Below are 20,324 nucleotides of genomic sequence, written 5' to 3'. Positions count from 1 at the left end.
CGCGGCGGCATCCCCGCGAGGCCGGACCGTTTCGCGACGGACCCGCCTCCGGCCTCGGGCGGCTGGCGGGTCATCCGGGCAGCGCCGCCGGAACCGGCAGCAGGAACGCCGCCCAGGCCGCCGCCAGGCCAAGAATGAGCCCAGGCACCACCCGGCCGGCAAAGCCGCCGCGCCCGAGCGTCACGGCCAGGACGACCCGGGCACCGGTGTTGGTGCTGATCGCCGCAAGGATCGGCAGCACCGCCTCCTGCGGCGCGATCTGGCCCGCCCCGACCATCAGCGCGACCGAGATTGCCGCCGATTGCGTGTTGACGATGCCGGCCAGCGCGGCGGCCGCGATCATGGCGTTCAGCCCGAACTCCTGCTGCACGGCGGTGGACGCCAGCATGATCCCGGCCAGGGCCGCCGAAAAGGCCAGCGCCCCGGTCAGGCTGATCGCGCGCGGCTGCACGACCGGAGTGGCGCCCTGGTCTGGCGGCGGGTTCTCGGCGCAGGCCGGCGGCGCTCGCAAGGCCGTAATCGTCCATGGCGCGGCATAAAGGACTGCCGCCAGACCCCCGGCCAGCAGTGGCAGCGCCATCGCGTTCAGCGTGGCCACGCTGGCCGCCGCCAGCACCATCGACATCGTGACGGCCGTCGAGAGCGAGGACAGACAGGCCCCCGCGACCGCCCCCCGCATCTGCGCAGGTGCCGAGCGCGTCCGCCGGGCCATGTCACGGATGGTCGCCGTGCTGGAGACGAAACCCGAGGCGAAACCGGTCAGCGCCAGTCCGTGTTGCGCCCCGTAGAGCCGCACCGCCACATGGCCGGCTGCGGCGATGACCATGACCATGATCACCACCGACCACATCAGATAGGGGTTCAGCAGCCCGTAGGGGCCGAAGGTCCGGTTTGGGAGGATCGGCAGCACCACGAGCGTGGCGGCCGCCAGCAAGAGCCCATCGCGCAATTCCTGCTCGGTCATCACCGACCGCACGAAGCCGCGCAGATAGGCCCGCGATGCCAGAAGCACCGCCACCACGACCCCGGTCCCGGCGGCGACCACGGGATGCGTCACCGACAACCCGCCCAGCAGCACAGTCATCACCAGGGCGACCTCGGTGGTCAGGCCGATGTGTTCTGACTTGTCGCGCCAGTAGGCCAGCCCAGCCAGCAGCATGACGCTGATGATGACGGTGGCCAGCAGGATGACACCGCCGGCCTGCTGCGCAACGGCGCCCAGAAGCGCCGTGATGGCAAATGTTCGGATTCCGGCCAAAGACTTGACGTCGGGCGACATGCGCTGCTCGCGCTCGGCCCCGATCAGGAGGCCGATCCCCAGTGCTTCGGCGAGATTGAACAGGATCAGCGCCTCCTGGTTCATCGGCGGGCCCGGCAGGCGTTGCCCTCGGGTGCGCCGCCGAAGGCGGGCGAGCGCTCGATCCGGGGGAGGAGGAAATCCTCATGGAAGTCGTCGGCCATGTCCTCGCCGGCGTGGTCGTGGCGAAGCGCAAGGCCGCGAGCGACACCCTCGGCGAGGCCGCCGACGTGGCGGCGCACGTCATGGCGGATCGGTTCGAGAGTCTCGAAGCGGGTGGCGCGTCGCGCAGCGTGGACGCCGACGCGCTCGGCCGAGCGGTGACCGACGGCGATGAACACCGCGACCTGCCCCCCGGCGGTGATAGTGGTGGTCAGGCCGGTGGCCCGGAGGGTGTCCAACGTCTCCGGCATGGTCGTGCGTTCGTGCCTCAGCGGCCCGCGTGGCACGCCGCTCCGCGACGGGGCGGGCAGATCGTGCGCGCGCATAAGGCGCGGCACCCCCGGCCGGGCCGTCTCTCTCGTCGCCATGTCCGTCCCTCCGGCCGATACTGTCCGCCCACGCGACGATAGACCGCCCCGCCTGATCAGCCGAGGGACGACGGGCACGGCGCGCCGTCCGCGGCTCCGAGTAGCCGTGCAGCATCGCACATAGGGTTTCTGCGTATGGCCATGAACCGCCTCGTACCCGGCCGCCTCGCCGGATTGCTCTCACACTGCGTCAGACTTTTCCCGGAGGCGCTCTCAGAGCGTGTGGAGCAATCGAACTTGTGCCTGAATGTCCGTTGATATCGCTCACCATTTTCCGGACGATTTCCCACCGGTCGGACATTCATTCACAAACTCTCAGGCCAAGCGCTTCGCGGCCTCCATCGCTGCCTCGACGTCGGCCCGAATCGCCGCCTCATCCAGCAGGACAATGGCGCGCGGCCCGACCAGGAGGCGGCCGAGACGGACGAGGTCCGCCAATTCACGCGACACCGCCTCGCGTCGCGCGCCGATCCGCGACGCGAGTTCGGTCCGTGCCGGCGGCGGTGAGATTGCAAGACCTCCTCCTGCCTCCGGCGGGCGAGGCCGCGCAAGACGAAGCAACTCGGCGCAGAGTCGCTGCCGCGTCGGCAGCACGGCGTATTCGAGTAGGCGTCGGTTCTGGCTCCGCACCCGCTCCGCCAGTACTGCGATCAGCCGCCGCCCGAGCGGTGGCGAAGCCAGGATCAGCTCCACGAAGGCGTCGCCCGGCATCACGGCAATCACCGCGCGATGGAGGGCGTGAATGCCAGCCGAAGGGGAAACGGCGGGGCCCGCGAAGGCCGCCAGCTCGCCCACGAAGGCGCCCGGGCCCACCTCGGCCACGATCTTCTCCCGCCCCCCGCTCGATCGCATGAGGACCCGCAGCGGCCCGCCACGCAGAACCACGCGAACCTCGGTGGAGGGGCAATCGAAGTCGAGCACCAGCTCGCCGGCAGCGACTTCCACGACCCGCGACGCAGCCTCGGCACGGGCGAGCGTCGCGGCATCCGCTGCCCTGAAGAAGGCAAGTCGTCCGAGGCCCGGCGCGAGGCGTTCCTTGTCCACCGCATTCCTTAACCGGCTGCGGTGGGTAGTATTCCGTGCGATGGCCTTTCGCGCCACCGGGAAGTGTTGGTTTCGATGCCGGCGAGGACGGGAGGCGGTCCCTCAGATGCCGCGCTCCAGGGCGGCGATGCGGTCGCGCACGGCCAGGCGCTCGCGCTTGAGGACGCCGAGTGCGGCAGCGTCGGGCCGCGGTCTCGCCGCCGCCTCCACGATCCGGCGCTCCAGAGCCGAATGGTGAAGCCAGAGCCGCGACAGGAGCCAAGTGAGAGAGGCCAAGTCTTCAGGCGGCTTAACGCTGGATTGCAGCGCGCGTCGCTCAAACGAGAGCCGCGTGGGGAACAGCCGGTATCCCTCCCGCAAGGCCTGGTGGCGACACGTGACGGCGGTCGGCGTGGAGGCGATCGGAGGGCGGGCGTCGGCGGTCATGGTCGGCGTCTCCGTCTCTGGCGTCCGTTGATCGGGCGCGCGGGGTGAAGGCCCGACATCACGCTGCATATCGCGCCAGAGGCACCCGGACCTTGCACGGTGTACATTCGGACTGCTAGTGCGTGGTTCAATCCGACTCAAGCGAAGACCGTGCGGAACCGCACGCGGCGGGCGTGCCCGCGCTTGCGTGGCGCGGCAGGCACGACGAAGTACTTGACAAGACGTTACCCGGGTTCCGCCGGCGCGATATGCAGCGTCATGTCGGACCGTCGCGCCCGGCCATGGAGCCCGGTTTCAACATGGACTGCTTCGCCTCGATCCTGGTCGGCAACTTGACCCGGCGAGCCTGGCTGGACGAGGCGCGCCTTGATGGCGATCGTCAACGTCCAGCCGGTCGTCGACCTCAGGGTGCTGCACGCCCAAAGCGCAATGGGCAAGCGTCCCAGCCCTTCGGCCGGCTGGATCTTTCTCGGACTGACCTTGGGCGACCGCGTGCGCTCCATTTTCGCGGTGCTTCTGATCAGGACGGGCGCGACGATGCGGGTCTTCGCGGGCAACGAACACGCCGTCGGCAGGTTCCGCGCGTCGGGCGTGCCGACCACACCGGCCTAACCAACAATCTGGAGATAATGAGATGATTCGCGACTTCTTTCTCTGGCTGCTGATGAGCCTGGTGGTCGAGCCGATGCAGGCGGAATGGAGCACACGGCTGCAGGCGGCAGGCGCATCTCCATCCGTTGTCGCCGACGTGACGCGCTGCACCTCGGAGGCCGGTCCGGCACTCGCCGCGCGCGCGGCCGATGACCCATGGTGGGGGATGACTACTGCCGCGGGCGTGCTGATCGGCTTCCGCGATGGCGTTGCGGTCGTCGCGGAGGCGACTCCAGGATGCGCCGCGGCGGTGCAGGCGGCAGGACCGCTCCTGGCCGGCCTACGCTCCTGAGCGGGCGATCGGGGCATTTGCGCGGGTTGAATCACCGGCGGGCGCTCCAGGAGGCGGGACGCCATCCGCGCCACGAGCCTTTCCGCGGCGCCAATTTGGTGATGGGGCCCGCCCGGCCGGGGCGTGCCGGTCCGAAGCGTGGCGCGGCGACAAGACTGAGGCGCAGGAGGATCCCGCGCGGTGAGCCAAACCGTTGCCGCCTGGCTCTGCGTTGGCAATGATGTCGACCTGCGGTGCCGCCGGTCGTGCGGGCGGCGTCGTCGTCTCCGACCTTCGCGGCGCGGCTCGCCACTCCGGCACGCGCACCCAGATGCAACGGGAAATGCAATGGAAGTGCCGCCGCCGTGACGGGTTTCGCCATCCGCAAGGCCGAGGCCGTCGGCCGGCCACCGTATCGCCGGACGGTCCGATTCCCGGACGGATGGGATAACCGGAGGCGGTGCGCGCCCGATGCGTGAGCAATGGGGCAGCCAGACGGGCTTCATCCTCGCCGCCATCGGCTCGGCGGTCGGGCTCTGAAACATCTGGCGCTTCGCCTATGTCGCCGGCGAGAACGGCGGTGGCGCGTTCCTGCTGGTCTATCTGGTCATCGTCCTGACGCTCGGCCTGCCTCTGGTCGTCGCGGAGATCGCCATCGGGAAGCGCAGCAGGGCTGACGGCGTCACGGCCTTCGAGCGCCTCGCGCCCGCTTCGCCCTGGCGCCGGGTCGGATGGCTCGGCGTGGCGGGCTCGGCGCTGATCCTGGCGTATTATTCCGTGATCGCCGGCTGGGCGCTGCGCTACTTCTCCGCCGCCGCGTCCGGGACGCTATGGGACCGCCCGCCGGGCGGTTTCGCGGACTCCTTCCGCGCCTTCATCGCCCATCCGCTCGAACCGCTCGGGTGGCATGTCGGCATGATGGCGATCAGCATGGCCATCGTCGTTGCCGGCGTCGCCCGCGGCATCGAACGCAGCTGCCTGTGGCTGATGCCGATGCTGGCCCTGATCGTCCTGTTCCTGGCCGGCTTCGCGCTGACCCTGCCGGGCTCCTCCGGCGGCGTCGCCTTCCTCTTCATGCCCGAGTGGTCGGCGCTGTTCGACCCGCGTGTGATCCTGGCGGCGATGGGTCAGGCCTTCTTCTCGATCGGCCTCGGCATGGCGGTCTACATCACCTACGGCAGCTACATGAAGCCCGAGCAGCGCATCCTCGGCTCGGCCGCGGTGATCGTGGCCAGCGACACCTGCTTCGCCATTGTCGCCGGCCTCGCGATCTTCCCGGCGGTCTTCGCGATGGGTGGCAACCCGGCTGCCGGGGCGGAGCTCGCCTTCATCACCCTGCCCGACATCTTCCTCGCCATGCCAGGCGGCAAGATGGTGGCCATCGCCTTCTTCCTCCTGCTCAGTGCGGCGGCGCTGACCTCGATGATCTCGCTGCTCGAGGTTCCGGTCGCCGCCATCATGCAGCGTGCCGGCCTGCGGCGGCGCACGGCCGTCCTCGCTGTCGGCGGCGCGGCCCTGCTGGGCGGCGTGGCGCCGGCCCTCGGATACGGACCGCTCGCCTGGCTCAACGTGACCGGCGCGCCGCTGCTCGAGGAGGTGGACCATGTGGTCTCCAACCTGGTCCTACCGCTGGCCGGCCTCGGTCTCGCCCTGTTCTTCGGCTGGGTGCTGCCGGCCGGCACCGCCCGCGACCTGGCGGGAATGCGCGGCCTGGCCTGGGCGCTCCTGCTGTGGGCGATCCGCTGGCTCGCACCGGTGTTCATCATCGGCCTGGTGCTGTTCCGGCTGCTCGCCGGCTGAACGGAACCCGCTCAGCCCTCGGGCTTCACCGCGACGAGCTCGGCGGCGCGCTCGGCGGCGTCGTGGAAGGGCAGCAGCACCAGGTCCGCGCCGCGCCCCAGCAGCTCGTCGCGTTCGGACCGCCCATGGGCGGTGACCGCGATCCTGCCGCCGAACCGCTCTCCGCGCAGCGCCGAAATCAGCGACAGGCGATGGTCCTCGTGGGTCAGCCCGCCAGCATGGCTCGGGATGGCGGAGATCGCCCAGCGCGCACGCCCGAGCGGCAGCGTGGCGACGAGTTCGGGATCCGTTGCGTCGCCATAGACCGCCTCGAAGCCGCGGCGGCGCCAGGCGCGCACCGCCTCGGGGTCGAAATCAACCCCCAGAACCGCCAGGCCGCGCGCGCGCAGGCGCTCGGCGATCGCCCGGCCAAAACGGCCGAGCCCGAAGATCACCACATCGGGCGCGGCCGCGGCCTCGGCCGCCATCCCGCCGGTCTCGGCCGTCTCGCGCCAGGGGTGGTCGCGCTCGAAGACCCGTAGCGGCGCATCGAGCCAGCCGGCGATCCGGTGCGAATGGGTGATCATGTAGGTGGACAGCGCGATGGTGGTCAGGCCGATCAGCGTCACCAGGCCGAGCGCCGCTTCCGTGACATGTCCGAGGGCGACGGCCATCGCCATCAGGATCAGCGAGAACTCGCTGATCTGCGCCACCGTCAGCCCGGCGAGGAAGCCAGTGCGCCGGCGGTAGCCCATCGCTCCCATGATGGCGACGACGATCAGCGGATTGCCCACCAGCACGAACACCGAGAGCACCAGCGCCGCGCCCAGCTGCTCGCCAATCGCGCCGAGGTCAAGCCGCGCGCCGAGCGCGATGAAGAAGAACAGCAGCAGGAAGTCGCGCAGGCTGGACAGCCGCGCGGCGATCGCCTCGCGGAACTGGGTCGAGGCGAGCGCGACGCCGGCGAGCAGGCCGCCGATCTCCTTGCCGATCCCGAGGGCGTCGCCGAGCGCCGCCAGCAACGCCGCCCAGCCGATGGCGAAGCCGGCCAGCAGTTCCGGCGCGCGGGCCAGCCGCGCCGTCAGCGGCTCGGCGGCGAAGCGGATCACCAGGCCGACCAGCAGCAGCATCGCCGCCCCGCCCGCCACGACGCGCAGCAGCCCGCCCAGCGCCGACACCTCGCCCACGCCCGCCGCCAGGGCCGAGACCACCACCATGGCGAGCACCACGACGATGTCCTGCACGATCAAGAAGCCGAGCGCGATACGCCCGTGCAGGCTGTCGATCTCGCGCTTGTCCGACAGCAACTTGACGATGATGATGGTGCTCGAGAAGGTCAGCGCCACCGCGACATAGATGCTGGTCACGGTGTCGAGCCCGAGCAGCAGGCACAGGCCGAAGCCGACCACCGCGGTGAAGGTCACCTGGCCGAGCCCGGTGGCGAGCGCCACGGCGCCGAGGCTTCGGATCAGGCCGATATCGAGCTTCAGGCCGACCAGGAAAAGCAGCACGGCGATGCCGAGCTCGGCCAGGAGGTCGATATGCGCGTCCGAGCGCGCCAGGCCGAGCACCCCGGGCCCGGCGAGGATCCCTGCGCCGATCAACCCGACAATCAGCGGCTGGCGCAGCAGCAGCGCGACCAGCCCGGCCGCGGCGCCGAGCGCCAGCAGGGCGGCAACCTCGTAGAACACCGAGGCCGCGATCAGTTCCACCAAGACTCAGGCCCCCGCGCCGGATCGCGTTCTCATCGCGGCGCCTCGGGCGGCACGGCGAGCGCGTCGCAGCGCACGGCGGCCAGCACCTCGGCGGCGACGCTGCCCAGGACCGCGCGGCGCAGGAGGCTGGCGCCGGCGGTGCCGATGACCAGAAGGTCGGGGCGCGAATGCTCCACCGCCTGTTTGACGACCGTTGCCGCCCGCCCCGCCACGACGCGCTGCTCGGGCCGGTAGGGCAGGCCAAGCGCCGCGACGAAACCCGCAAGCGCGGCGGCGGCCTCGCGCGCCGAATCGGCCTCGTGCGCCGCCACCGCGGCCGCCGGTACGTCGGCCAGTGCCAACGCCCCAAGGCCGGGCGGCTCGAAGACGTGCAGCAGCGTCAGCCGTGCCTGGTCGAGCAATCCGAGTCGTACTGCGGCACGCAGCGCCCGCGCCGCATGCTCGGAAAGGTCGGTGGCGGCGAGCACATGACGGTAGGGGCCCGCCGGCGCCCGGTTCACCATCAGCACCGGGCGGCAGCCGTGGCGCATGACCCGCTCGACCGTGGTGCCGGCGAAGATGTCGCGCAGCGGCCGGCGCCGGTGCTCGCCGAGCACGATGAGCTCGGCCCCCCACGTCTCGGCGGCGCGCAGGATCGCCTCAAAGGGATCGCCTTCCTCGATCAGCGGGAGAATGGGATGCGCCGACGCCTGTCCGAGCGCAGCCACCTGCTCGCGGAGGATCGCCGATGCCTCGCGACGTTCGGCCTCGACGAGGCGGCGCGGCTGGTCGTCGTCCACCGCGTGCAGCACGAGAAACTCGGCGCCCGCCCCGGCGGCGATGAGCGCGGCGCGGCGCAGCGCGCGGTCGGCGCGCGATGAAAGATCGGTGCCGGCGAGGATCCGCCGGAGAGCGGTCCCCGGATCGACGATGCCAACAGAATCCGACATCTGCCTATGCCTTCAATTGCCTCGGCGCTGGTCTGCGAGGCGCCGACAGGTCGTCCACACCCTCTGGTGCCGCGCCCCCACGCAGGCGACAGCGCGCCGCGCGCCGGGCGTCTCGGCTCGTGGGCGGAGCCCTGGCGCGATGCCGCCCGCCGTCATCGGCCGCCTCCGTCACCACCAGCCCAGCGCCACGACCGCCAGATGCAGCGCATAGAGCGTTCCCGCACCGATGGCGACCACCCATGCCAGCGCCAGCAGGCCAAGGCAGAGGGCGACGAGCACCGCCGCGCCGTCGCGCGCCAGCAGGCCGAGACCGAGCAGGATCAGCGCGATGCCCGGGGGCGGATTGCCGAACGGCAGCGGCAGGATGAGAGAGAAGCCGAGCAGGACGATACTCAGCCCGAGCAGCGGCCGCGCGGCCGCGCCGGTGAGCCAGCGCAGCCGTCCCGGCCGCAGCCATCGTTCGATCTGCTCCACCCGCGGCAGCGCGCGCCGGAACACGGCGGCGAGGACGGCGCGGGGCAGGCCGATGCGCAGCAGCGCGCCCGGCAGCCTGAGCCGCCTCGCACCCAGGCCGAACTCCACGCCGATCAACATCAGGAGCAGGCCCGTCACCGGGCCGGTGGGCAGGAACGGCACCGGCAGCACCGAGGGCAGCGCCAGCAGCACCACCGCCAGCGGCACGCCCGCCGGGCCCAGGCCGTCGAGCACCATGCCGATGGTCGTCGCCTGCCCGGTCCCGATCCGGTCCGCGAGACGTCGCAGCGCCGTTGACGCGGGGCGATCGGGTGTCGCGTTCATCGGCACGGCGAGCGGCGAGCCGCGCCGGGCGCGCGCGGTGCGTGGCGGCGGGATGTTGGCGAACGCCGCGCGGCTCCCGATGTGGGGAGGGCATGCCGCTGCGACGCGCCCTCCCCGCCCTGCTTGTCGGCGCCTGTGCCGCGCGGCTCACGCCGTCGGCGGGGCCGCCGCTGCAGCCAGGCCCGGCGCTGATCGTCATCGCCGAATCCTGGCACACGGAGATCTGCCTGCCGGCTCACGCGCTGGCCTCCACGGCGCTCGCGCCGGTCCGGGCCGGCGCCCCGTCGGCGGCGGCCTTCAGCTTCGGCTTCGGGCTGGAGAGCTGGATGCGCGCCGACCGGCACGGCCTGACCGAGGCGTTCGAGGCGCTGACCGGCGGCGTCGCGGTGGTCTCGATCCGGGCGCTTCATGGCGCCGTGCCGCCTGGGGCGGAGGAGGCGATCGCGCTCCGGCTCCTGGCGGGTGGCATCGTCGCCATTGCCGCCTTCGTCGTCGGCCAGATGCGCGTGCCGGTGCCGCCTTCCCTGCCGCCCGGCGCCGGGTTGAGGCTGGTGCCCTCGGTCATCGCCTACTCCCTGCGCTTCACGTGCAATACATGGGTGACGCGCGCCCTGGCGGAAGCCGGGCTGCCGGTCCCGTTCGCAGGGATCGTCCTGCGCGGCCAAGCCATGGCCGCGGTACGGGCGGAGGCCGTGCGCCAGGCCGGCGCGCCGGGACCGGCGGAGCCGGGCACGCCGGAGCGGCAGCCCTGACAAGGCCCGACGATCCCTGTGCCGCATTCAGGGCGTGATCGCCACCTTCATCACGCCGTCCCGCTGGTGGCTGAACAGGTCATAGGCCTCGACGATCCGATCGAGCGTGAAGCGGTGCGTCACCAGCGGCTTGAGGTCGAGCCGCCCGTTCGCGATCACCTCCATCAGTCGCCGCATGCGTTCCTTGCCGCCGGGACACAGAGTGGTGACGATGGTGTGGTCCCCGAGGCCGGCGGCGAAGGCATCGTGCGGGATGGTGAGGTCGGTCGAATAGACGCCGAGCGAGGACAGCGTTCCGCCTGGCCGCAGCACGCGCAGTGCGCCCTCGAAGGTGGATTGCGCGCCGAGCGCCTCGATCGCCACATCGACGCCGCGGCCGTCGGTCAGGCGCATGATCTCCTGCACCGGGTCGGCCTTGGAGAAATCCACCACATGATCGGCGCCGAGGCTGCGCGCGATGGCGAGACGCTCGGGCACGCGGTCCACGACGATGATGGTGGTGGCCCCCATCAGTTTCGCGCCGGCGGTGGCGCACAGCCCGATCGGCCCTTGGGCGAAGACCGCGACCGCGTCGCCGATCTGCACCTTGCCGCTTTCCGCCCCCGAGAAGCCGGTGGACATGATGTCGGGGCACATCAGCACCTGCTCGTCGGACAGCTCGTCGGGCACCGGTGCGAGGTTCGCCATGGCGTCCGGCACCAGCACGTATTCCGCCTGGCAGCCGTCGATGGTGTTGCCGAAGCGCCAGCCGCCCATCGGTCGCCAGCCATGCTTCGTGCCGGCGCCGTCCTGGCTGCACGTGCCGCACAGGCAGGCATTGGACCAGCCGGAGGGGCTGATGGCGCCGGCGATGACGCGCTGGCCCTCGCGATAGCCCCTCACGCCGGAACCCAGGCGCTCGATCACGCCGACCGGCTCGTGGCCGATCGTCAGGCCCTCGCCGACGGGATACTCCCCTTTCATGATGTGCACGTCGGTGCCGCAGATCGTGGTGGTGGTGATGCGCAGCAGCGCATCCAGCGGCCCGATCTCGGGGACGGGCTTCTCGCGCAACTCGATCCGGCCGGGCTCGACGAAGACGGTGGCCTTCATGGTCTTGGGCATCGACAGGTCCTCCGGGAGGTGGCGTTCGCGGGCGCTCAGCGCGCCCCGAGCAGGAAGGGCGGCGGCGCGGTGAAATCGGTTTCCACGCGCATGACGCCGGGCAACCCCTCGGCCAGCACCCGCAGGGCGCGGCGGATATCCTCCGACCCGCAGAAGCCGTGCAGGCGCACGACGCCGTCCGCGACATCGAAGAACATCAGCTGCCTGTCGAACCAGGGCTGCTCACGCAGCGCGGCGGACAGGGCGCGCCGGATCTCGGCGTCCGACCGGGCGACGGCCGTTCCGGTCTCGTCGATGATGAGGGCGCGCAGCAGGTCAGCGCGCGAGACGACGCCCACCAGGACGCCATCGCGCAGCACCGGCACGCGACGTACCCCACGCGATTCCATGATGTGCGCGATCTGTTCAGCCGTCGCATCCTCGTCCACGCTCGCGACGTCCAGGGTCATGGCATCCTTCACGATGCGGCCACGGACCCGGGCGAAGCGCGCGGCATCCTCCTCCGCTGCGCGGAACATGCGGGCGAACCAGCCGGATTTTGGCGCCGCCGCATCGGCGAGGCGGCGTATCAGGTCGCCCTCGGTGATGATGCCGACCAGCAGCCCGTCCTTCCGCACCACCGGAGCGCCCGAGACGCCACGTTCGGCCATCGCGCGCGCGGCGGCTTCCAGGCCCATATCCGGCACGAAGGTCAGCAGGCCGGTCGACATCAGATCACGGGCGAGCATTCCATTTCTCCATTCTGCGACCCCCGCCTTTTGGAGGTCGGCATGCGTCGGTGGTTGCGCCGGCCGTCCTGGGGCTCGGACGCGTCGGCCGGCAGATCCGGCGCCGCCTCGCCCCGTGACCCAGGCATCGCGGCCGGTCCGTCAGCGGCATCGTCCGGGAATGCGGCCACGCGTCGGGTTTCATGCGTGCCGAGAAAAGCCTCGAGGTCGCGAGGGATGACCCGCCACTCGCGTCCCAGAGCGATGGCCCTTAGTTCCCGCAGCTTGATCCAATGACGGACGGTGGCCTCCGACACCTGGACCAACTCGGCGACCTCCCTCACGGTCAGGAACCGCCACGTCAGCATCACGCCCCTCCCGTGTCGACACTTGTCAGGCCCGGCAGAGTTGCCACGAGCGCCGCCGGCCGGCATTGACCTGCATCAACCCTACCTGGGCGCGATCGAGCGCATCTGAGCGCCCGCGTCATTAGTTGGCCTGCGTGCGAATCGCCACGGCGATCCGCGTCCGGAGCGCATTCACGATCCGCTTCCCCTCGGTATCGCCCGTACCTCCCGCGGCAAGTTCGGCGGGCGTGCAGGGGGCGAGGAACTCCACCGAGAGGCGGCGGAACCGCGGCAGCCGGCGTGATCGCGGCCACGCCTCGAAGGTCCCGCGCAGGACCACCGGCACCACCGGGACGTCGTTGCGGCGCGCGAGGAGCACGCCGATGCCGGCCTTGAAGGGCTGCAATTGCCCGTCGGCGGACCGGATGCCCTCGGGGAACCAGGCGAGCGCATGGCCGCGCCGCAGAGCCGCACTGCCGAAGGCGATGCTCGCCGCGGTGGCACGTCCGTCGTCCACGGGAAGGATGCCGGCGATGCGGGCTAAGCCGCGGCGCAGCGGTCCGGTGACGATCAGCCGGCTCCAGCCCGCCCAGTACATCCGCTCAAGCCGCGCCGCGTCCAGCGCGGCGGCGATTGCGAAAGGGTCGAGGTAGCTCGCGTGGTTGGGCGCGAGCACGAAGGGGCCCGTGGCGGGAAGCGCCTCGGCGCCGCGCACGCAGAGCCCGAACAGCCGGCGGAACACCAGGCGGTTCGCCGCCGCGAGCACGCGGCCGGCGATCCGCTGACCAGTGCCGCGCGGTTCCAGCCAGCGGAGCCCGTCCTCGCCCAGCACGCGCTCCGGCTCCTCGAGCGGCAGCCGCGCATCGGCCCCGGCATCGCCGCCCTCGGCCACCCGCACCAGCAGGTCGCGTACGGTGCGGATCTCGCCGATCGTCGCGTCGGACAACGTAACGCCAGCCTGGTCGGCGATGTCGAGGGACAGGTCGAGCCAGCCGATCGAGTCGATCCCGAGATCGAGCTGGAGGTCGCTGTCGGGCCCGATGCGGCGATCGGCGAACCTCTCGCCGAGCATCCGGAGCACCGTCTGCGCCGTGTCGTGTTCGAGCAGCGCCCGGTCGTCGGCCGAAAGAGTCTCGATCGGCACGAGGCCGCTCGCGCGGTCCCGGTCCTCGCGCCCCGCCTCCCCGGCGCGCGCATAGGCCTGCACGATGAGCTGGCGGCGCGGCTTGCCCAGCCGGGTGCGCGGGATGGGCTCGGCGGTCAGGCGGTACTCGGCGATGTGCTGGTAGGATGGCAGGGCGCGCGCGACCTCGCGCACGGCCTCGCGGATCGCCGCCTCGCCCCCGTCCTCGGCCCGCGCTGGCACGATCAACCCGGCGAGGCGGCCGTCGTGCTGGAGAATCGCGATCTCCTCGATCGCCGGGTGCGCCTGGTAGACCTCCTCGATCTCCTCGGGCTGGAGGTTCTTGCCACCCTCGGTGACGATCACCGTCGAGCGCCGCCCGGTAAGACAAAGCCAGCCCGAAGCGTCGATCCGGCCGAGATCCCCGGTGCGGAACCAGCCATCCGCGGTGAAGGCCTCCGCGGTCTTCTCCGGCAACTCGTGGTAGCCGGCGAAGACGCCCGGGCCGCGGGCCAGCACCTCGCCCTCGGCGTTGCCCTCCCTCGCGCCCTCGATCCGCAGCTCGGTCTCCGGGATCACGCAGCCGACGGTCTCGAAGCGCATCGCGCCCGGCGGGTGGATGGTGAGCATTGGAGAGGTCTCGGTGAGCCCGTAGCCGCTCGCGACCTCCCAGCCGAGTGCCTCCATGGTCCAGGCCGTGTCGGACCTGAGCGCGGCGCCGCCCGACACGACGACGCGCAGGGATGGGCCGAGCCGGCGGTGCAGCGGAGCGAACAGCATGCGGCCGATCCGCCAGCCGAAACGGCGGCGGACGAGGCGCGACAGCCCGAGCGCGCCACGAAACAGCGCCTGCGCGACAGGCCCGCCATGTCGCATCCGCTCGGCCACGGCGCTGGTCAGGGCATCGAACAGCCGCGGCACGCCGATCATCACCGTCGGCCGGCCCGATTGCAGCGCGGCGACCAACTGCGTGCCGGTGAAGCCCGCCGGAAGCACCACCGCGATGCCGGCGGCGAGCGGCGTGAGCACGCCGAGCACCAGCGGATAGACATGGTGCATCGGCAGCGGCAGCAGGACACGATCCTCGGCCGACACGATGCCCGTGCCGGCGAGCACGCGGAGCTGGTAGATCAGGTTCCCGTGCGTCACCGGCACGCCCTTGGGCGGCCCGGTGGTTCCCGAGGTGTAGAACAGGATCGCGCGATCCCCGGGACCGACGCGCGCGAAGGTGGCCTCGCGGCTGTCGTCCGGCGCGTCGTCCTGGGCCATCGGCAGCACGCGCGCGCCCTGCTGCTCGAGCGGCCGGTGCAGCCTCAACGCCGAGGATTGCGCGACCAGCGCGATGCGCGCCCCGCTGTCGCGCAGCACGTGGCGGAAGCTCTCGGCGCCGAGCGTCGCATCCACCGGGACCACGCAGGCGCCGCAATGCAGGACGGCGAGGCAGGCCATGATCCAGTCGGCGCCGCCCGGCCCGCAGAGGATGACCGGATCGCCCAGCCCGACACCCGCACGGAGGAGACCGCGCGCCCGCCGCTCGACCTCGGCGGCGAGGTCGCGGTAGCTGATCACCCGCATCCGATTCGCCTCGAAGGAGACGATCGCGTCGCGCGACCCGGCCTGCGCGAGGTCTTGCACCGCGGCCTGCAGTGTCGAAGGCAAAGCGAGCGTTTGGTGGTCGGGTGTCATGCTGTTCCAATACTCCTCGCGGCCTCGCCGCGCAGCGCCACAGCACACTGCCGCGTGCGAAAGCGCACGCGATCGCCGACAGGGGCATCGGCTCCGCGGCCTCCCTCGGCATCAGGAGACGCCACGCGCGCACCGCGCGCCCTGCGTTCGAACGCGCGTCAGGCTGCGACGTGTTCCCCTAGGCGCGACCGGCCGGTTTTGATCCACATCAATGCTATCTGGGAGTCGTTGAGCGCATCTGGGCGCCATCGGCCCGGGACGGGAAGCGGCTCCGGGCCGATGGCGAGGCTAGGCGCGGACGGACGAGCGAACGGGAGCCCATGCCGCGGTCCGGCGCCGCGCGCTGCCCTTGAAAACCCGCCTCATGCGGGCCTCATCCGCGGCGGAACTAAACTCAACGTGAAGGAGGCTGGGATAGTGGCTTATTCGACAATCGCGCTGCATGTGGAGCCGGACACGCTGGGCGCGGTGGATGCGTCCATCGCGCTGCCCCTGGCCCTGGCAGAGGCGCATTCCGCGCATGTTGCAGCACTCGTCTTCGCGGCGAACGTCTACCACCCCGAGATGGCGGGGGGCGACGCCGACATGCCGGAAAACGACATGGCGGCACGCGAGGAGGGTGTGCTGCTGCACGTCCGGTCGGCACTCGAGGCGCGCGGCCTGCGTTTCGAGGTGCGCGGCCGCAGCAGCTTCGCCTACGGCATCGGGGAGGTCCTCGCGGACCAGATGCGGGTCAGCGACCTCGGTGTCGTGTCCTTCGGGTCGGGTGCCGACATGGGCAAGCGCTGGGTCACCACCGGCGGCATTTTCTCGTCCGGGCGGCCGATGCTGCTGGTTCCGTCGAGCCAGGCCGCCGCGTCCGTGCCCAGGCGGATCGTTGTGGCCTGGGATGCCTCGCCCGCGGCCGTGCGCGCAGTCCATGGCGCCTTGCCGTTCATGAAGCAGGCGGAAATGGTGACAGTGGTGAGTGTCACGGACGACAAGGAGTTCCGATCGGGGCAGTCGGCGGTCGGACTGACGCATCTGCTGGCGCGGCACGGCGCGAAGGCCGAGTTCCAGCCGGTGCAGCGCGGCAGCGGCGGGGTGATGCCCGCCATCCTGGACGTTGCGCGGAACATCCAGGCGGATATGCTGGTGATGGGCGCCGTACGCCACGCGCCCCTGCACAATCTTCTGTTCGGCAGCGCGACCCAGGACCTGCTGGACCGGGGCCCGGCGATGGTTACGTTGCTCGCGGCCTAGAGCGTGACTCCCTTGTGTGGAATCACGTTTGGGATTCCGGCGCGGCTCTTTCTGTGATTCACGCTGCTGGCTGGATGGAGGCCAGCCGCGATGGCCCAAGCCCTCTCCCTGGACCTGCGCGAGCGGGTGGTGTCGGCGATGGCCGCGGGCGCGAGTTGCCGGGAGGCGGCCCGGCAGTTCGTGGTGAGCGTGGCCAGCGCGGCGCGCTGGTCCAAGCGCGCTCGCGACACGGGCAGCGCGGCACCCCGCCCCGGCGGCAAGCCGCGCGGCCTCGTGCTGCTGCCCGAGCGCGACTGGCTGCTGGCCCGCGTGTCGGCCGCGCCCGACATCACGGTCCGCGCGCTGCGCGCCGAGCTGGAGGCCGTGCGCGGCCTGCGCGTGGGCTACGGTGCGGTGTGGCGCTTCCTGGCCCGCGAGGGCCTCACCGTCAAAAAAAAGCCTGCACGCGGCCGAGCAGCGGCGGCCGGACGTGGCGCGCGAGCGCGAGCGTTGGCGGCGCCACCAGGGGCGCGTTGACCCCGCGCGCCTGGTGTTCGTGGACGAGACCTGGGCCAAGACCAACATGACCCGCACCCACGGCCGCGCCCCGCGGGGCCAGCGCCTGGTGGCGCGCGTGCCGCACGGACGTTGGAAGACCATGACGTTCCTCGCAGCGCTCCGCCACGACCGCATCGAGGTGCCGTGCGTGCTGGACTGGCCGATCAACGCCGCGCTGTTCCTGGCCTGGGTGCAGCAGTTCCTCGTCCCCACCCTCGCGCCGGGCGACGTCGTGGTGCTCGACAACCTCGGCTCCCACAAGGGCCGCGCCGTGCGCCGCGCCATCCGCGCCGCGGGCGCGCACCTGCTTTTCCTGCCGCCCTACAGCCCCGACCTGAACCCCATCGAGATGGTCTTCAGCAAGCGCAAGACCCTGCTGCGCAAGCACGACGAGCGCTCCGTCGCCGCCGTGTGGCACCGCATCGGCGCCCTCCTCGGCGAGTTCACACCCGCCGAGTGCTCCGACTACCTCCGACACGCAGGATACGCTTCAACGTAAAAAGATCATAGTCTAGACCGGCGCATTACCCGGGCCGCGTAGGTTGGGCGTCCGGTTCCTCGTCGCCGGACGCATCTTGGTCTCACGACGTCAGAGGAGATGTGGAATGTCACTTCCGCCGGCCGCCGAACCGGGGCGCGGACCTACCGCGGTTGGTCCCGCCTGGCACAGCCTCGCGGCGGAGGAGGCGCTGGGGCGTCTGGGTGCGGGGTCCGCAGGGCTCACCCGCGGCGAGGCTGCCCGGCGCCTCGCCGAGCATGGCCCGAATGCCCTTCCGGCCGCAGCAGGGCGCAGCGCCCTGCTTCGCTTCCTGTCGCATTTCAACAACCTGCTGATCCAGGTCCTGCTCGGCGCGGCGGTGATCACCGCCTCGCTCGGCTACTTCAAGGACGCGATCGTCATTCTTTGCGTCGTGCTGGTGAACGCCACCGTCGCCTTCATCCAGGAGGGCCGGGCGGAACAGGCGCTCAACGCGATCCGTGACATGCTCAGCCCGCACGCCTCGGTCCTGCGCGATGGCAAGCGCTTGACCGTGATCGCGGCCGAGCTTGTGCCCGGCGACATCGTGCTGCTCGAACCGGGCGACCGTGTTCCCGCAGACCTGCGGTTGCTGCGCGCCCGCGGCCTGCGCGTCGAGGAAGCCGCCCTGACCGGCGAATCCGTGCCGGTGGACAAGAGCACCGATCCCGTGACCTCGGGAGCGCCGCTGGGCGACAGGACGTGCATGGCGTTCTTGGGCACGCTGGTCGCCGCGGGGCAGGCGACGGGCATCGTCGTCGCCACGGGCGCCGCAACGGAGATCGGCCGCATCAGCGGCATGCTCGGCAGCGTTCAGACGCTGATGACGCCACTGCTCCGCCAGATGAATGCCTTCGCGAAGCGCCTGACCGTCGTTATCCTCGGGTTGGCAGTCCTGATCTTCGCCTTCGCGTGGCAGATTCGCGGTTTCGGCCTCGAGGAAGCCTTCATGGCCGTGGTCGGTATTGCGGTCGCCTCCATCCCCGAGGGGCTGCCGGCGGTGATGACCATCACGCTCGCGATCGGTGTGCGGCGCATGGCCGCGCGCAACGCCATTGTGCGGCAGTTGCCGGCGGTCGAGACGCTCGGTGCGGTCTCGGTCATTTGCTCCGACAAGACCGGCACGCTGACGCGCAACGAAATGGCGGTCGCGGTGGCTGACGCCGGGTTCGGGCGGTTCGAGGCTTCGGGCTCCGGCTACGCCCCGGAAGGCACGGTGACGCGTGCGGGCGAGACCTCGGGGCCGGCGGCGCGCAGCCTGCTCCAGGAACTCGCCCAGGCCGCCGCGCTGTGCAACGACGCCGCGCTGCGCGATGGGACGGATGGCGGCTGGATCGTCGCGGGGGATCCGATGGAGGGAGCCATGCTCGCCTTCGCCGCCCGCGCCGGGCTGGTGCCCGAGGCGGCGCGGCTGCGCCATCCGCGGCGCGACGAAATCCCCTTCGACAGCCGCCATCGCTACATGGCGACGCTGCATGCCGGCCATGAGGCGGCCTTCGTCTGCGTCAAGGGCGCGCCGGAACGCGTGCTCGACATGTGCGCCGCCGTGCGGTGCGAGGACGGCGCCGCGCCGCTCGACGCGGCCGCTTGGCGCCTCCGGGCCGAGACGCTCGCGGCCGAGGGCATGCGCGTGATTGCCGTGGCAACGAGGACCGGCCTGCCGCACGGCACCGACACGCTGTCGCCCGCCGACATCGAGGGAAAGCTCGTGCTTCTGGGCCTCCTCGGGCTGATCGACCCCCCGCGTGAGGAGGCGGTGGCGGCGGTGGCGGAGTGCCAGGCCGCCGGCATCCGGGTGAAGATGATCACCGGCGACCACGCCGCGACCGCCGGCGCGATCGCGCGCCAGGTCGGCCTGCTGGGGGCCGACAAGGTCGTCACCGGCGCGGAACTCGACATGATGGACGACGCGACATTGCGCACGCGCGCCATGGAGAGCGACGTCTTCGCCCGCACCAGCCCCGAGCACAAGCTGCGTTTGGTCGAGGCGCTGCAGGCGGGGGGCGCCGTCGTCGCCATGACCGGCGACGGGGTGAACGACGCCCCCGCACTCAAGCGCGCCGATGTCGGCGTGGCGATGGGCCGCAAGGGCACGGAGGCCGCCAAGGAGGCGGCCGAGATGGTGTTGGCTGACGACAATTTCGCGACCATCGCCGCGGCCGTGCGCGCCGGGCGCACCGTCTATGACAACCTGACCAAGACCGTCACCTTCCTGCTGCCGATCAACGGCGGCGAGGCGATGAGCATCGTGCTGGCGATCCTGATCGGCACTCAGCTGCCGATCACGCCCACGCAGATCCTGTGGGTGAACATGGTGAGCTCGGTCGCACTCGCGCTGACCCTCGCCTTCGAGCCGACCGAGCCCGGTACCATGCGCCTGCCGCCGCGCCCGGCCGACCAGCCGCTCCTCACCGGCTTCGTGGTCTGGCGCATCGTCTTCGTCTCGCTGCTGTTCTTCGGCTGCGTCTTCGGCATGTTCAAATTCGCCACCGCGCAGGGGCTGTCTGTCGAGACGGCGCGGACGATGGCCGTCAACACACTCGTGGCGGCCGAAGTCGCCTATCTGTTCAGCGTGCGCTACCGGCACGGTGCTTCGTTGAGCTGGCGCGGCATGCTCGGCACCCGGGCCGTGCTGATCGGGGTCGCGGCGGTCATCGTCCTGCAGTTGCTTTTCACCTACGCGGCGCCCATGCAGTTGCTATTCGCGTCCCGGCCGCTGGATCCGCTCGCGGAAGGGTTGCCCGTGCTGGCGGTCGCGGTGTTGATCTTCGCGCTGCTCGAGATGGAGAAATGGGCGATACGTCGCTTGCGCCCCTTGATCGTGTCTGCTGCCTGATCGCCACCCCCCCCCCATCGCCCCAACAAGAAG

General features: G+C 71.2%; 18 protein-coding genes. 7 read left to right on the top strand and 11 right to left on the bottom strand.

Annotation, left to right across the window (positions count from 1 at the left end; genetic code table 11):
• Positions 1-70: 70 nt before the first annotated feature.
• From ACLF3G_RS18345 to ACLF3G_RS18330, 4 genes are all read right to left on the bottom strand, one after another.
• Positions 71-1,363 (bottom strand): MgtC/SapB family protein, encoded by a 1,293-nt coding sequence (locus ACLF3G_RS18345; RefSeq protein ID WP_374328179.1) that lies wholly within the window; start codon positions 1,361-1,363, stop codon positions 71-73.
• Positions 1,360-1,698 carry a hypothetical protein gene (locus ACLF3G_RS18340; RefSeq protein ID WP_430670852.1) on the bottom strand — a complete coding sequence of 113 codons (339 nt, stop codon included), beginning with the start codon at positions 1,696-1,698 and terminating at the stop codon, positions 1,360-1,362. Before ACLF3G_RS18340 ends, ACLF3G_RS18345 begins: the two co-directional genes overlap by 4 nt.
• A gap of 444 nt (positions 1,699-2,142) precedes the next feature.
• Positions 2,143-2,871, bottom strand: a complete 729-nt coding sequence (locus ACLF3G_RS18335) for a Crp/Fnr family transcriptional regulator (RefSeq protein WP_430670851.1) — start codon at positions 2,869-2,871, stop codon at positions 2,143-2,145.
• 102 nt (positions 2,872-2,973) lie between these two features.
• The gene (locus ACLF3G_RS18330; protein WP_430670850.1) at positions 2,974-3,297 is read right to left on the bottom strand and encodes a DUF465 domain-containing protein; all 324 of its coding nucleotides are present in this window, start codon (positions 3,295-3,297) and stop codon (positions 2,974-2,976) included.
• Positions 3,298-3,666: 369 nt separating this feature from the next.
• Here ACLF3G_RS18330 and ACLF3G_RS18325 point away from each other — a divergent pair, with 369 nt between their 5' ends.
• The 3 genes from ACLF3G_RS18325 (at position 3,667) to ACLF3G_RS18315 (ending at position 6,019) form a co-directional block, all read left to right on the top strand.
• Positions 3,667-3,909 carry a hypothetical protein gene (locus ACLF3G_RS18325; protein WP_430670849.1) on the top strand — a complete coding sequence of 81 codons (243 nt, stop codon included), beginning with the start codon at positions 3,667-3,669 and terminating at the stop codon, positions 3,907-3,909.
• Positions 3,910-3,931: 22 nt separating this feature from the next.
• Positions 3,932-4,240, top strand: coding sequence for a hypothetical protein (locus ACLF3G_RS18320; protein ID WP_430670848.1), 309 nt, complete (start codon positions 3,932-3,934; stop codon positions 4,238-4,240).
• Between the two features lie 522 nt (positions 4,241-4,762).
• Positions 4,763-6,019 (top strand): sodium-dependent transporter, encoded by a 1,257-nt coding sequence (locus ACLF3G_RS18315; RefSeq protein WP_430670865.1) that lies wholly within the window; start codon positions 4,763-4,765, stop codon positions 6,017-6,019.
• Between the two features lie 11 nt (positions 6,020-6,030).
• Here ACLF3G_RS18315 and ACLF3G_RS18310 read toward each other — a convergent pair whose 3' ends face one another.
• The 3 genes from ACLF3G_RS18310 to ACLF3G_RS18300 all read right to left on the bottom strand — a co-directional run bounded on the left by ACLF3G_RS18310 (position 6,031) and on the right by ACLF3G_RS18300 (position 9,440).
• A complete protein-coding gene (locus ACLF3G_RS18310) occupies positions 6,031-7,710 on the bottom strand; it encodes a cation:proton antiporter (RefSeq protein WP_430670847.1) in 1,680 nt (559 codons plus the stop codon).
• Between the two features lie 32 nt (positions 7,711-7,742).
• Positions 7,743-8,642 (bottom strand): universal stress protein, encoded by a 900-nt coding sequence (locus ACLF3G_RS18305; protein ID WP_430670846.1) that lies wholly within the window; start codon positions 8,640-8,642, stop codon positions 7,743-7,745.
• Between the two features lie 168 nt (positions 8,643-8,810).
• Positions 8,811-9,440 carry an exopolysaccharide biosynthesis protein gene (locus ACLF3G_RS18300; protein ID WP_430670845.1) on the bottom strand — a complete coding sequence of 210 codons (630 nt, stop codon included), beginning with the start codon at positions 9,438-9,440 and terminating at the stop codon, positions 8,811-8,813.
• A 92-nt stretch (positions 9,441-9,532) separates the two neighbouring features.
• Between ACLF3G_RS18300 and ACLF3G_RS18295 the strand changes: the two genes are divergently transcribed.
• On the top strand, positions 9,533-10,192 hold the full coding sequence (locus tag ACLF3G_RS18295; RefSeq protein ID WP_430670844.1) for a DUF2459 domain-containing protein: 660 nt from the start codon (positions 9,533-9,535) through the stop codon (positions 10,190-10,192).
• 27 nt (positions 10,193-10,219) lie between these two features.
• Here the strand turns inward: ACLF3G_RS18295 and ACLF3G_RS18290 are convergent, their stop codons facing one another.
• From ACLF3G_RS18290 to ACLF3G_RS18275, 4 genes are all read right to left on the bottom strand, one after another.
• A complete protein-coding gene (locus tag ACLF3G_RS18290) occupies positions 10,220-11,296 on the bottom strand; it encodes an NAD(P)-dependent alcohol dehydrogenase (RefSeq protein ID WP_430670843.1) in 1,077 nt (358 codons plus the stop codon).
• Between the two features lie 35 nt (positions 11,297-11,331).
• Positions 11,332-12,024 carry a CBS domain-containing protein gene (locus ACLF3G_RS18285; protein WP_430670842.1) on the bottom strand — a complete coding sequence of 231 codons (693 nt, stop codon included), beginning with the start codon at positions 12,022-12,024 and terminating at the stop codon, positions 11,332-11,334.
• Positions 12,006-12,371 (bottom strand): helix-turn-helix domain-containing protein, encoded by a 366-nt coding sequence (locus ACLF3G_RS18280; protein ID WP_430670841.1) that lies wholly within the window; start codon positions 12,369-12,371, stop codon positions 12,006-12,008. The genes ACLF3G_RS18285 and ACLF3G_RS18280 overlap by 19 nt, the downstream gene beginning before the upstream one ends.
• Before the next feature lie 121 nt (positions 12,372-12,492).
• Positions 12,493-15,159: an AMP-binding protein gene (locus ACLF3G_RS18275; RefSeq protein WP_430670840.1), complete on the bottom strand. Its 2,667-nt coding sequence runs from the start codon at positions 15,157-15,159 to the stop codon at positions 12,493-12,495.
• A 417-nt stretch (positions 15,160-15,576) separates the two neighbouring features.
• Between ACLF3G_RS18275 and ACLF3G_RS18270 the strand changes: the two genes are divergently transcribed.
• The 3 genes from ACLF3G_RS18270 to ACLF3G_RS18260 all read left to right on the top strand — a co-directional run bounded on the left by ACLF3G_RS18270 (position 15,577) and on the right by ACLF3G_RS18260 (position 20,291).
• Complete coding sequence (locus tag ACLF3G_RS18270) at positions 15,577-16,401, top strand: universal stress protein (RefSeq protein ID WP_430670839.1); 825 nt, start codon at positions 15,577-15,579, stop codon at positions 16,399-16,401.
• Positions 16,402-16,491: 90 nt separating this feature from the next.
• Positions 16,492-17,437 (top strand): IS630 family transposase gene (locus tag ACLF3G_RS18265; RefSeq protein WP_430670838.1). Its coding sequence is split into 2 segments (ribosomal slippage): positions 16,492-16,830 and positions 16,832-17,437, totalling 945 coding nucleotides; the frame shifts between segments, so codons are not numbered across the junction.
• 43 nt (positions 17,438-17,480) lie between these two features.
• Entirely contained in the window at positions 17,481-20,291 is a 2,811-nt protein-coding gene (locus ACLF3G_RS18260; protein ID WP_430670837.1) for a cation-transporting P-type ATPase, read from the top strand.
• The last annotated feature ends 33 nt before the right edge of the window (positions 20,292-20,324 follow it).

The sequence above is a fragment of the Falsiroseomonas sp. HC035 genome (assembly GCF_050563525.1).
Lineage (GTDB): Bacteria > Pseudomonadota > Alphaproteobacteria > Acetobacterales > Acetobacteraceae > Falsiroseomonas.
This window is presented reverse-complemented; position numbering and strand designations above follow the sequence as displayed.

Bases quoted from the DNA above. Each gene is read 5' to 3' on its own strand.
- ACLF3G_RS18345 (WP_374328179.1), bottom strand. From the start codon at position 1,363: ATGAACCAGGAGGCGCTGATCCTGTTCAATCTCGCCGAAGCACTGGGG.
- ACLF3G_RS18330 (WP_430670850.1), bottom strand. From the start codon at position 3,297: ATGACCGCCGACGCCCGCCCTCCGATCGCCTCCACGCCGACCGCCGTC.
- ACLF3G_RS18325 (WP_430670849.1), top strand. From the start codon at position 3,667: ATGGCGATCGTCAACGTCCAGCCGGTCGTCGACCTCAGGGTGCTGCAC.
- ACLF3G_RS18320 (WP_430670848.1), top strand. From the start codon at position 3,932: ATGATTCGCGACTTCTTTCTCTGGCTGCTGATGAGCCTGGTGGTCGAG.
- ACLF3G_RS18305 (WP_430670846.1), bottom strand. From the start codon at position 8,642: ATGTCGGATTCTGTTGGCATCGTCGATCCGGGGACCGCTCTCCGGCGG.
- ACLF3G_RS18300 (WP_430670845.1), bottom strand. From the start codon at position 9,440: ATGAACGCGACACCCGATCGCCCCGCGTCAACGGCGCTGCGACGTCTC.
- ACLF3G_RS18295 (WP_430670844.1), top strand. From the start codon at position 9,533: ATGCCGCTGCGACGCGCCCTCCCCGCCCTGCTTGTCGGCGCCTGTGCC.
- ACLF3G_RS18290 (WP_430670843.1), bottom strand. From the start codon at position 11,296: ATGCCCAAGACCATGAAGGCCACCGTCTTCGTCGAGCCCGGCCGGATC.
- ACLF3G_RS18285 (WP_430670842.1), bottom strand. From the start codon at position 12,024: ATGCTCGCCCGTGATCTGATGTCGACCGGCCTGCTGACCTTCGTGCCG.
- ACLF3G_RS18280 (WP_430670841.1), bottom strand. From the start codon at position 12,371: ATGCTGACGTGGCGGTTCCTGACCGTGAGGGAGGTCGCCGAGTTGGTC.
- ACLF3G_RS18275 (WP_430670840.1), bottom strand. From the start codon at position 15,159: ATGACACCCGACCACCAAACGCTCGCTTTGCCTTCGACACTGCAGGCC.